12 protein-coding genes are annotated in these 11,488 nt (G+C 71.1%); 7 read left to right on the top strand and 5 right to left on the bottom strand.

All coding sequences use genetic code 11. The features are described 5' to 3' along the window. Positions 1-80 precede the first annotated feature (80 nt). The 3 genes from ACTMMA_RS15325 to ACTMMA_RS15315 all read right to left on the bottom strand — a co-directional run bounded on the left by ACTMMA_RS15325 (position 81) and on the right by ACTMMA_RS15315 (position 3,698). Entirely contained in the window at positions 81-1,688 is a 1,608-nt protein-coding gene (locus tag ACTMMA_RS15325; RefSeq protein WP_441190988.1) for a nucleobase:cation symporter-2 family protein, read from the bottom strand. 182 nt (positions 1,689-1,870) lie between these two features. After that, entirely contained in the window at positions 1,871-2,953 is a 1,083-nt protein-coding gene (locus ACTMMA_RS15320; protein WP_441190987.1) for a 4-hydroxy-3-methylbut-2-enyl diphosphate reductase, read from the bottom strand. Further along, positions 2,925-3,698, bottom strand: coding sequence for an alpha/beta fold hydrolase (locus tag ACTMMA_RS15315; RefSeq protein ID WP_441190986.1), 774 nt, complete (start codon positions 3,696-3,698; stop codon positions 2,925-2,927). Before ACTMMA_RS15315 ends, ACTMMA_RS15320 begins: the two co-directional genes overlap by 29 nt. A gap of 12 nt (positions 3,699-3,710) precedes the next feature. On the opposite strand from ACTMMA_RS15315, the gene xseA reads away from it, so the two are divergent. After that, on the top strand, positions 3,711-4,952 hold the full coding sequence (gene xseA / locus ACTMMA_RS15310; protein ID WP_441190985.1) for an exodeoxyribonuclease VII large subunit: 1,242 nt from the start codon (positions 3,711-3,713) through the stop codon (positions 4,950-4,952). 59 nt (positions 4,953-5,011) lie between these two features. Then, positions 5,012-5,158, top strand: coding sequence for a hypothetical protein (locus tag ACTMMA_RS15305; RefSeq protein WP_441190984.1), 147 nt, complete (start codon positions 5,012-5,014; stop codon positions 5,156-5,158). A 687-nt stretch (positions 5,159-5,845) separates the two neighbouring features. Here the strand turns inward: ACTMMA_RS15305 and ACTMMA_RS15300 are convergent. Next, positions 5,846-6,079, bottom strand: a complete 234-nt coding sequence (locus ACTMMA_RS15300) for a beta propeller repeat protein (protein ID WP_441190983.1) — start codon at positions 6,077-6,079, stop codon at positions 5,846-5,848. Between the two features lie 94 nt (positions 6,080-6,173). On the opposite strand from ACTMMA_RS15300, the gene ACTMMA_RS15295 reads away from it, so the two are divergent. Then, positions 6,174-6,482: an exodeoxyribonuclease VII small subunit gene (locus ACTMMA_RS15295; RefSeq protein ID WP_441190982.1), complete on the top strand. Its 309-nt coding sequence runs from the start codon at positions 6,174-6,176 to the stop codon at positions 6,480-6,482. Positions 6,483-6,501: 19 nt separating this feature from the next. Here the strand turns inward: ACTMMA_RS15295 and ACTMMA_RS15290 are convergent, their stop codons facing one another. Next, a complete protein-coding gene (locus ACTMMA_RS15290) occupies positions 6,502-7,164 on the bottom strand; it encodes a DUF4245 domain-containing protein (RefSeq protein ID WP_441190981.1) in 663 nt (220 codons plus the stop codon). Between the two features lie 93 nt (positions 7,165-7,257). Between ACTMMA_RS15290 and glpX the strand changes: the two genes are divergently transcribed. From glpX to ACTMMA_RS15270, 4 genes are read left to right on the top strand one after another with little or no spacing between them, the layout of a single operon-like run. Next, a complete protein-coding gene (glpX, locus tag ACTMMA_RS15285; RefSeq protein WP_441190980.1) occupies positions 7,258-8,283 on the top strand; it encodes a class II fructose-bisphosphatase in 1,026 nt (341 codons plus the stop codon). A 6-nt stretch (positions 8,284-8,289) separates the two neighbouring features. Continuing rightward, the gene (locus tag ACTMMA_RS15280) at positions 8,290-9,258 is read left to right on the top strand and encodes a carbohydrate kinase family protein (RefSeq protein WP_441190979.1); all 969 of its coding nucleotides are present in this window, start codon (positions 8,290-8,292) and stop codon (positions 9,256-9,258) included. A 10-nt stretch (positions 9,259-9,268) separates the two neighbouring features. Then, positions 9,269-10,990, top strand: coding sequence for a fumarate hydratase (locus ACTMMA_RS15275; protein WP_441190978.1), 1,722 nt, complete (start codon positions 9,269-9,271; stop codon positions 10,988-10,990). Then, positions 10,987-11,484, top strand: coding sequence for a beta-class carbonic anhydrase (locus tag ACTMMA_RS15270; protein WP_441190977.1), 498 nt, complete (start codon positions 10,987-10,989; stop codon positions 11,482-11,484). The genes ACTMMA_RS15275 and ACTMMA_RS15270 overlap by 4 nt, the downstream gene beginning before the upstream one ends. The last annotated feature ends 4 nt before the right edge of the window (positions 11,485-11,488 follow it).

Here is an 11,488-nt window from a genome sequence, read left to right as displayed (position 1 = left end):
AACCCCCCCACCCGGAAAAGGAAACGACCAGATCTCCCCCGGGAGGGGAATCTCGCCCCGCTACGGGGACGTGGTGGCGATCAGCCCCGGTCGGAGTCCTCGGGAGCCTGACGCCCAGGTGTGTGACCCTCGGGCGCTCGACCCTCCGGCGCCCGCCCCTCGGGCACGTGACCCTCGGGCACCTGGCCCTCGGCCGCGCGGCGGCGACGGAACTCGATGCCCCGGCTCTGCCCACGGTCCGTCGAGGCGAACTCGCGGCCGGCCATCCGCTCCTCGTCACGGACGTTGATCGTGCCCTGAGGAGGAGCCTCGGCGAAGACCGGCCCCTCGCGGTCGGGGGTCTTGTTGCCCCAGACGTTGAAGATGGCGTTGAGCAGGACGGCCGTGATCGCGGCCGAGGTGATGCCGCTGTGGAAGATCGTCTGGAACCACTCGGGGAAGTTGACCCAGAAGTCCGGCACGGCGATCGGCAGGATACCCATGGCCAGCGAGACCGCGACGATGACGATGTTGGAGTTGCCGTCGTACTCCACCCCGGCCAGCGTGCGGATGCCCGAGGCCGCGACGGTGCCGAAGAGCGCCACGCCGGCGCCACCGAGCACTGCGGTCGGGACGACCGCGACGAAGGCGCCCAGGACCGGCACCAGACCGAGGATCACCAGGATGACGCCACCGACCGCGACGACGAAGCGGCTGCGGATGCCGGTGATGGCGACCAGACCGACGTTCTGCGCGAAGGCGCTCAAGGGGAAGACGTTGAAGACTCCGGCGACGGCGCTGGAGAGCATGTCGGCCCGGACGCCACCGGTGACGGTGTCGCGGTCGGCCGGCTTGTCGACGACCTCACCGATGGCCAGGACGTCGGCGACCGTCTCGGTCATGATCACCAGCAGCACGATGACCATCGCGACGATGGCGCTGATCTGGAAGGTGGGCATGCCGAAGTGGAAGGGCGTGGTCAGCTGGAACCAGCCGGCCGCCGTGAGCCTGCTGAAGTCGACCATCCCGAAGGGGATCGCCACCAGGGTGCCCAGGACGAGGCCGAGCAGGATGGCGATGCGGGAGAAGGCACCGGGCAGGAAGCGGTAGATCATCAGGATGATCAGCAGCGTCACGCCGGCCATGCCGATGTTCTTCAGGGAGCCGTAGTCGGCAGCACCGACGCCGCCGGCGGCCCAGTTGATGCCGACCGGCAGCAGCGCCAGGCCGATCACGGTGATCACCGTGCCGGTGACGACCTCGGGGAAGTAGCGCAGCAGTGCGGTGAACACCGGGGCCAGCAGGAAGCAGATGAGGCCGGCCGCGATGACGGCGCCGGAGATGGCCCGCAGCCCGTCGGTGCCCCCGCCTGCGCCGGTGCCGATCGCGATCATCGAGGTGACCGCCACGAACGAGGTGCCCTGGACGATCGGCTGACGGGCCCCGAGCTTGAGCATCGGGATCTTCCAGAAGCCGATGCTCTGGAGCAGGGTGGCCAGGCCCGCCAGGAAGAGGGAGGCCGAGACCAGGTAGGTCATGTCCGCCGGGCTCAGGCCCAGCGCACCGCCGACGATCAGCGGGACGGCGACGACCCCCGCATACATTGACAGGACGTGCTGCAGCCCGTACAGGGACATCTGGGAGATCGGCAGCACCTCGTCGACGGGATGCTTGCCCGTCGAGCCTGCTGCCATCGTGCTCTCGGACATGGCGTTCCTCCGCATCATCGCGTCCAAGTACTGGAACTTCCAATATGCGGAAGAACCTTTCCGCAATAGAGAGTCTGGGGTATGGCGACGGGCCCTGTCAAGGGTCGACAGGGCCCGTCGGCGAGTCGTCCTGCTGAGCACCCTAATCGGTTTGGCCCCCGGGTGGTAGGACGTCGCGGAAATCAGTGCAGCGCGGAGTCGTGGCCGGGCACCGTGGTGGGGTCGTAGCGGACCTTGTCGGACTGCCCGGCGGCCTTCAGGTCACGGCGCAGCTCGTTGGGCAGCGCGAACAGGAGCGACTCCTCGGCCGCGGTGACCGCCTGCACGTCGGCGTAGCCGCGCTCGGCGAGCCAGTCCAGGACGTCACGGACCAGGACCTCGGGCACGCTCGCCCCGCTGGTGACACCGACCGTGGTGACGCCCTCGAGCCAGGACTCGTCGATCTCGTCCGCGTAGTCGACCAGGTAGCCGGCGCGGGTGCCGTACTCCAGCGCCACCTCGACCAGACGCTTGGAGTTGGAGGAGTTCTGCGACCCGACGACGATCATGAGGTCGCAGTCGGCGGCCATCTGCTTCACCGCGACCTGGCGGTTCTGCGTGGCGTAGCAGATGTCGTCGCTGGGCGGGTCCTGGAGCAGCGGGAACTTCTCCCGGAGCCGGCGCACCGTCTCCATCGTCTCGTCCACCGACAGCGTGGTCTGGGAGAGCCAGACCACCTTCTCCGGGTCCCGCACCGTCACCTTGTCGACGTCGTCGGGGCTCTCCACGAGGGTGATGTGGTCGGGAGCCTCACCGGCCGTGCCCTCGACCTCCTCGTGCCCTGCGTGACCGACGAGGAGGATGTCGTAGTCGTCGCTGGCGAAGCGGACGGCCTCCCGGTGGACCTTGGTGACCAGGGGGCAGGTGGCGTCGATGGTCTGCAGGCTCAGCGCGCGGGCCTCGGCGTGCACCGCGGGGCTGACGCCGTGCGCGGAGAAGATGACGCGGGCACCCTCGGGCACCTCGTCGGTCTGGTCCACGAAGATCGCGCCCCGGCGCTCGAGCGTGCGCACGACGTGCTTGTTGTGCACGATCTCCTTGCGGACGTAGATCGGCGGGCCGTAGAGGTCCAGGGCCTTTTCCACGGTGACGACGGCGCGGTCCACGCCGGCGCAGTAGCCACGGGGTGCTGCGAGGAGGACCCGCTTGTCCCCGGGCTGGCCGGGCGCGGGCACGCTCACGTCGGTCGGTCGGTGGTCAGGGGTCGAAGTGGTCACGCGCACCATCGTAGGTGGCGCGGCTGGGTCGGGCCTGGACGGTCGTGTCCACGCAGGCCCGGAGCACCTCCAGGAGCGCCGGGGCATGGGTGCTCGGGAGCAGGTGCGTGGCGCGCGGGATCGTGACCGTCTGCGCGAGGGGAGCAGCTGCCGCATACCGACGGGCGTGGATCCGCATCTGGTCCCACTGGCCGTTGACGAGCACGACAGGGCACCCGACGTGCGTCAGCAGGCCCGGACCGCACTCGTCGATCACGAGCCGCCAGGCGGCTGGCAGCGCGGCGTAGGCCGCGCCGTCGGGCAGCGCGTCGGCCATCTCGCCCCGCACCCCGAGGACCCGCATGAGCCGGTTGGCCGCGCGCGCCATCCGCTCCGGGCCGACGTGCGGCAGCACCGCCGCGAAACCGCGGTAGACCAGGGTCAAGGGGCCTGCCGGGTCGGCGGTGGCCCCCACCAGCACCAGCCGGTCGATCGCCCGCGGGTGTGCCGCGGCGTAGAGCATGGCCAGATATCCCCCCAGGCTGTGACCGACGAGCACCACCGGGCGTCGCCGATCGGTCCCCACGGCCTCGGCGATGGTGGCCAGCGCGGCTTCCCGGGTGAACTCCTCCCCCACCCGGTCCCCGTGGCCGGGCAGGTCGGGGGTGACGATCTCGACCCCGGGGAGCAGGCCGCGGTAGACGTCCCACTGGTGCGCGTTCATCCGGGTGCCGTGGACGAGCACCAGGCGGGGCGCCTCCGTCATGTCCTTCATCCTGCCTACGCTATGCCGGTGAGCCCGACGCCGCTGCCTCCCACCGCCCGTGACACCACGGCCGAGTCGCCGTGGCCGGTGCGGACGCTGTCCATGAAGATGAGCGACTACATCGACAAGATGTCGCCGCTGTGGATCGAGGGGCAGATCGTCCAGCTCAACCGACGGCCGGGGATGAACCGCGCCTACCTGACCCTGCGGGACACCGACGTCGACATGTCCCTGTCCGTCTCGATCCCGGTGGGGGCCCTGGACGCGATGCCGAGCCCGCCGCGGGAGGGCGCCCGCGTGGTCGTCCACGCCAAGGCGAGCTTCTGGACCAAGCGGGGCACGCTACAGATGGACGCCCGCCAGATGCGCCACGTCGGGGTCGGTGAGCTGCTCGCCCGGCTCGAGCACCTGAAGTCCGTGCTCCGCAGCGAGGGGCTCTTCGACCCGGCACGCAAGAAGCCGCTCCCCTTCCTGCCCCGCCGGATCGGGCTGATCGTCGGGCGCGCCACCGCGGCCGAGCGGGACGTGCTGGCGGGGGTGCAGCGACGCTGGCCGGCAGCCCGGCTGGAGATCCGGCAGGTGGCGGTGCAGGGGCCCGACACCGTGCCGGGCGTCACCGGGGCGCTGGCGGAGCTGGACGCCGCGCCCGAGGTCGACGTCATCGTCATCGCCAGGGGCGGCGGCGCGTTCGAGGACCTGCTGCCGTTCAGCAACGAGACGCTCGTGCGCGCCGTCTCCGCCGCCCGCACCCCCGTGGTCTCGGCCATCGGCCACGAGACGGACACCCCGCTGCTCGACTTCGTCGCCGACCTGCGGGCCTCCACCCCCACCCACGCGGCCGCCGCGATCGTGCCTGACGTCACTGACGAGCTGGCCGGGCTGGCCACGGTGCGCCGTCGCGCCGTCGCCGCCCTGGGACGCCGGATCGTCGGCGAGCGCGACCGCCTCCGGGCGCTGATGAGCAGGCCGGTGATGGCGGACCGGTCGGCCATCATCGGCCAGCACCGCAGCGAGATCAACGACCTCACCCTCCGCGGCCGTGCCCGCCTCTCAGACCGTCTCGAGCGGGAGCTCGACCGGACCGAGAGCCTGCTCCGCCATCTGCGCGCCGTCTCCCCGCAGCACACCCTCGAGCGTGGTTATGCCGTCGTCCGGCACGCCGACGGCGGCATCGTGCGCGACATCGAGGAGGTCGACGCGGACGAGCTGCTCCGCGTCACCGTCGCCCGCGGTGATTTCGCCGTCCGCCCGGTCGGCGGCTGACCCGTCATCGCCTCACCGCCCCGGCGGATGGCTCCAGCGGTCAGGCAAGGTGGTGACGGGTGAGCCGGACCCCGGGTATCCGCCAGTGGTTGATGACCTCGTCGACCGGCCAGATCCCCACCGGGCTCGACCACGACTGGGACGGTTTCTGCACCGCCCAGCCGTCCCCGACGGTGACGGCTGCGTGGGCCGGCTCACCGTCCTGACGCCATACGAGAACCTGACCGGGACCCGCAGCTGCTTCACGGGATGTCGTGGGGAGGGTGCGCTCGTCGAGCCATCGCTGGAACTGGTCGGGCTGGACCCAGTCCTGTTCCACAGGCTCACCCGCGACCGCCATGACGGTGCCGAAACAGTTGGGCCCCGACAGGAGCGGAAACCGGCCGGCAAGTTCCGCAGCTCGTGGCAGCGGCCCGTTGGAAGCGCGCTCCAGCTGCTCCCGAGCCAGGAGGTGGAGGCTCGGCCTCGTCCCCGACCCGATCCAGCGCAGCAGCTTCGGGACGACCATCGGGTCGGACGGCCAGGCCGGGGCTGGCTTGGACGGATGCGACCGCGACGCTCGCGGGTCAGTGCCGCCCTGGTGCGGGGTGGGAGTCCGGCGAACTCGTCCTCGGAGACCCACACCCACGGGCCTCCGCCGTACATGAAGAACGTGTCGCGAAGCTCGTCGCTGGGAGGCTCAGGACTGGCGTCCGGGAGCGAGCCCGCAAGTCCGTCCGGTAGGTCCCGGGTCCGGAAGGGCTGCCGCACGGGTGCGTAGAAGCCCAGCCATCGCTCGATGTCCTCATCGCTCACGGTGATGCCCAGGACGGTCAACGCCTCCACGCCGCCATGGTAGGCACCGGCCCGGGCCAGAGGTGCCAGACGGGTCCGTGACCCCCTCGCCGCCGACCTCAGAGCGTTTCCACGGAGAGGACTGTGGGCAGGTGCCGGGCGATCTCGCGCCAGCTCACGCCCTCGTCCAGGCTCGCGAAGACCGAGCCGGTGTTGGTCCCGAAATAGACGCCCATCGGGTTCCCTCCGTCGACGGTCATGGCCTGACGCAGCACGGTGAAGAAGCAGGCCTCCTGGGGCAGACCGTCGCGCCGGGACTCCCAGGTCCGTCCACCGTCGCCCGAGGTCCACACCGCGGCGCGGGCATCTCCCGGCCCGTGTCCCGGCGCGGGCAGCGGCGTGGTCAGGGCCGACCGCCCGACGCGCCCATCGCGTTAGGGTGGCCGGGTGGAGCGCACCGACATCGAGATGGCCGACAGCACGCCCGCCCCCCGCCCCGTCGCCGACCTGTCCTACGAGCAGGCCAGGGACGAGTTGGTTCAGCTGGTGAGCCGCATCGAGTCCGGCCAGGTGCCCCTCGAGGAGGCGATGCTGCTCTGGGAGCGCGGCGAGCAGCTCGCGGCGCACTGCCAGGCCAAGCTGGACGCGGCCCAGGAGACCCTGGAGCGCACGACGGCGTCAGGCGCCTCGGACCACGGGGACGAGGACGCCGTCGACGAGACCGGGGCCGACGAGGACGACGCCGACCGCGCCTGAGAGCTGACCTCCCGGCAGGTCAGTCACGAGCCTCCACCGATCGGAGGAAGTCTTCGAACTCCTCCTGCTCGGCCGTGCCGTGCACGACGACGGTCGTGCCACCGGTCTGCTCCGGACCGAGCAGCCACCCGCGCTCGGCGTTGCTCTTCTCCTCCCCCTCCCAGTGCTGCCAGGTCTGGTCGCCGTGGGGGCCGGGCAGGATCGTCTCGCCGGACTCCTCGGCGCCCTTGAGCACCACACCCATCCACTCCGGGGTGACGTCCTCGGCCTGGTGCAGCGCGACATACTCCCCCTCCGGCGAGGTGTAGGAGATGTGCCAGGTCTGGACGCCCTCCACCGGGTCGAACCAGACCACGATCGGCTTCCACCCCTCGCCGGGGTCGGGCACCCACAGCGGCCACTCGGCCTGGTCGACCGCGTGGGCCGCGGACTGCGTCACCTCCGGAGGGCGACGCTGGTCCTCCTCGGGGTTGAAGGTCAGCGACCACCACGCCAGGACGATCGCGAGGACGACCAGGACCGACAGCACCATGTTGCGGACGGTGTAGGAGGCCAGCCGCTTGCGGCTCCGCTCCGCGGCAGACTCCGGCACCGGCCGCTGCGTCGTGGCCGAGGTGCCGGTGCTGCGTCCCGACGGCGTCGAGGTCGGCGGGGGCGATGTCGGTGTGGGAGAACTGCTCACCGATCCATCGTCCCATCCCTGCCCACCCCGGCCGAAACGGTCACCGATAGGCTGACGAGCAGTCGCTTCCGCCGCCGACGAAGGAGTCCCAGCATGGCCACCGACCACCGCCCCAGCACCGAGCAGATGCTCCCCGACCGCAACCTTGCCCTGGAGCTGGTGCGCGTGACCGAGGCCGCCGCGCTGGCCGCCGGCCGTTGGGTCGGTCGGGGCGACAAGAACCTCGCCGACAACGCCGCCGTCGAGGCGATGCGCAAGGTCCTCAGCCAGGTCTCGATGGACGGCATCGTCGTCATCGGCGAGGGCGAGAAGGACGAGGCGCCGATGCTCTACAACGGCGAGGAGGTCGGCGACGGCACGGGCCCGAAAGTCGACGTCGCCGTGGACCCGGTCGAGGGCACCACCCCGACCGCCAAGGGCATGGACAACGCGATCTCCGTCATCGCGGTCTCCGAGAAGGGCTCGATGTACGACCCCTCGGCCGTCTTCTACATGGACAAGCTCGTCGTCGGCCCGGACGCCGCCGACCGCGTGGACATCCGGCTGCCCATCGCCGAGAACCTGCGCCGGCTGGCCCGGGCCAAGAAGAAGCACGTCGAGGACGTCACGGTGGTCATGCTGGACCGCCCGCGTCACGCCCACTACATCCAGCAGGTCCGCGACGCCGGCGCACGGCTGCGCTTCATCACCGACGGCGACGTCGCCGGTGCGCTGGCGGCCGCCCGCGAGGAGTCCTCGGCCGACATGCTCATCGGCATCGGCGGCACCCCCGAGGGCATCATCACCGCCTGCGCGATGCGCGCCATGGGCGGGGTGATCCAGGGGCGCCTGTGGCCCAAGGACGACGATGAGCGCCAGAAGGCCATCGACGCCGGCCACGACCTCGACCGGGTGCTCACCACCGAGGACCTCGTCACCAGCGACAACTGCTTCTTCGCCGCCACCGGCATCACCAGCGGCCAGCTGCTGCGCGGCGTCCGCTACGGCTCGGGCACCGCCGTGACCCAGTCCCTGATCATGCGCTCGCGCTCCGGCACGATCCGGGAGGTCACCTCCCACCACCGCCTGGACAAGGTCGCCAAGATCGCCGACGCGCTCGCTCCCGACGCCCAGAAGTAAGCCCTGGTGACCGAGCCCTCCAGGCCCGCCTTCCTGACGGTCGGCGAAGCGCTGGTCGACGTCGTCGTCCCCTGGCACGACGTGGCGGGGCGGACCGACAAGCCCGGCCCCCAGGAGTTCGTCGGCGGCTCCCCCGCCAACGTGGCCATCGGCCTGGCCGCGCTCGGGCACCCGAGCCGCCTCACCGCATACCTCGGAAAGGACCCGAGGGGAGATCGGGTGAGGGACCACCTGGCCCGCTCCGGCGTCCGCCTCACCCCCGGGTCCGACCGGGCGCCGCGCACCCCGACGGCGACCGCCCGGCTGGACCCGGACGGCGTGGCGGACTACGACTTCGACCTCGCCTGGGACCTCGCCCCGCAGGACCTCGACGGCGTCGGACACCTCCACACCGGGTCCGTGGCCGCCACCCTGGAGCCCGGCGGAGGTCAGGGGGTGGACCTGATGGCGCGGGCCCGGTTCGGGGCCACGGTGTCCTACGACCCCAACTGCCGCCCCGGCATCATGGGTCGCCCCGAGGACATCCGGGGCAGGATCGAAGAGTGCGTCGGACGCAGCGACGTGGTCAAGGCGAGCCTGGAGGACGTCGAGTGGCTCTACCCGGGCGCCGAGCCGGGCGACGTGCTGCGCGAGTGGGGCCGGCTGGGCCCGTGCTTGGTGCTGCTGACCCGTGGCCCCGACGGGCCCCTGCTCCACCTGCCTCGCTCCGGTATGTGGTTCGAGCTCCCCTCGCGCACGGTGCCCGTCGTGGACACCGTGGGTGCGGGCGACTCGTTCATGTCCGGGCTGCTCTCCGGGCTCGCGGACGGGGACTTCCTGGGCTCACCGGCGGCCCGCGAGCGCCTCTTCGCAGCGACGCCCGAGGGCCTCTCCCCCGCCCTGGACCGGGCCGTCGCGACCGCCTCCTGGACCGTCGGGCGGGCGGGCGCCGCCGCACCCACCCGCGCCGACCTGGGGGCCGCGACGCAGGACTAGGCTGGTGGCCATGACGAGCGCGCCGGAGTTCCGATACAGCGACATGCTTCCCCTCGGGGAGGACCAGACCCCCTACCGCCTGGTGACCACCGAGGGCGTCAGCACCGTAGAGGGCCCAGACGGGCGGACCTTCCTGCAGGTGGAGCCGGCGGCGCTGCGCCTGCTGAGCGAGACCGCGATGCACGACATCGCCCACTACCTGCGCCCCGGGCACCTGCAGCAGCTGCGGAACATCCTGGACGACCCCGAGGCGAGCAACAACGACAAGTTCGTCGCCCTGGACCTGCTCAAGAACGCCAACATCGCGGCCGGGGGCGTGCTGCCGATGTGCCAGGACACGGGCACCGCGATCGTCATGGGCAAGCGCGGTCAGCACGTGCTGACGCAGGGCGACGACGAGGAGGCGCTCAGCCGGGGCATCTTCGACGCCTACACGACGCTGAACCTGCGCTACTCCCAGATGGCGCCCCTGACCACGTGGGAGGAGAAGAACACCGGCTCCAACCTGCCCGCCCAGGTCGAGCTCTACGCCGACACCGCGCCCGGGCACGAGACGGCCTACAAGTTCCTCTTCATGGCCAAGGGCGGCGGGTCGGCCAACAAGTCCTTCCTCTACCAGGAGACCAAAGCCATCCTGAACCCCGAGCGGCTGATGTCCTTCCTGGACGAGAAGCTGCGCAGCCTGGGCACGGCCGCCTGCCCGCCCTACCACCTGGCGATCGTCATCGGCGGCACCTCCGCGGAGTTCGCGCTCAAGACCGCGAAGTACGCCTCGGCCCGCTATCTGGACTCTCTCCCGACCGAGGGCACGATGGCCGGCCACGCCATCCGCGACCCCGAGCTGGAGGCCCAGGTGCACCAGCTGACCCGCGACTTCGGGATCGGCGCCCAGTTCGGCGGCAAGTACTTCTGCCACGACGTGCGCGTGATCCGGCTGCCGCGGCACGGCGCCTCGCTGCCCGTGGCGATCGCGGTGTCCTGCTCGGCCGACCGTCAGGCCCTGGCCAAGATCACGCCGGAGGGCGTCTTCATCGAGCAGCTCGAGACGGACCCGGCACGGTTCCTTCCCGACGAGGTGGACGCCGAGCTGGACAAGGAGTCGCACGGCGTCACCGGCACCGGCAAGGGCGCCACGGTGCGCATCGACCTGACGCAGCCGATGGACGACATCCTGGCGGAGCTGAGCAGGCACCCGGTCAAGACCCGCGTCAGCCTCACCGGCCCGCTCGTCGTGGCCCGCGACCTGGCCCACGCCAAGATCAAGGAGCGCCTCGATGCCGGCGAGGAGATGCCGGACTACCTGCGCAACCACCCCGTCTACTACGCCGGCCCCGCCAAGACCCCGGAGGGTATGCCGTCGGGCAGCTTCGGTCCGACCACGGCCGGGCGGATGGACAGCTATGTCGAGCAGTTCCAGGCCGCCGGGGGCTCCAAGGTGATGCTGGCCAAGGGCAACCGCAGCCAGCAGGTGACCGACGCGTGCGCCAGCCACGGTGGCTTCTACCTCGGCTCGATCGGTGGCCCCGCCGCGCGGCTCGCGCAGGACTGCATCAAGGACGTCTCGGTCCTGGAGTACGAAGAGCTGGGCATGGAGGCCGTCTGGAAGATCGAGGTCGAGGACTTCCCGGCGTTCATCGTCGTGGACGACAAGGGCAACGACTTCTTCGCCGATGTCACCACCCCGCTGGGCACCACCATCCCGACGAGGGCCCAGGTGGAGGCCCGCGGATGAGCTCCCCCTTCGACGACCTGCTGGCCGCCAACGCCGACTATGCCGCCCGCAGCGAGCTGACCGGTTTCGACGGCATCGCCCGCGCCGGCGTGGCGATCGTGACCTGCATGGACTCCCGCATCGAGCCGCTGCAGATGCTGGGCCTGACCCACGGTGACGCCAAGATCTTCCGCAACCCGGGAGGTCGGGTCACCGAGGCGGCCCTGGAGGCGCTGGTGCTGGGCGTGCACCTGCTCAACGTCAACCGCATCCTGGTGGTGCCGCACACCAAGTGCGCGATGGCCTCCAGCACCCAGAACGAGCTGCGCGAGAAGGTCAGCGCGAAGTCGGGCCAGGACGCCTGGTGGCAGCACTTCAACGTCGTGCCCGACCAGAAGGTGGCCCTCGCCGAGGACGTCCGCACCCTGACCAGCCACCCGCTGATCCAGGGGCGGGCCGAGGTCGGCGGCTTCCTCTACGACGTCGACACCGGGCTGCTCTCCCAGATCATCTGAGTCC

Origin of the sequence: Ornithinimicrobium panacihumi (assembly GCF_052073805.1) — a bacterium.
Classification (GTDB): Bacteria; Actinomycetota; Actinomycetes; order Actinomycetales; family Dermatophilaceae; genus Ornithinicoccus; species Ornithinicoccus panacihumi.
Note: the sequence above shows the minus strand (reverse complement) of the source record. Positions and strands in the feature narration are given on the sequence as shown.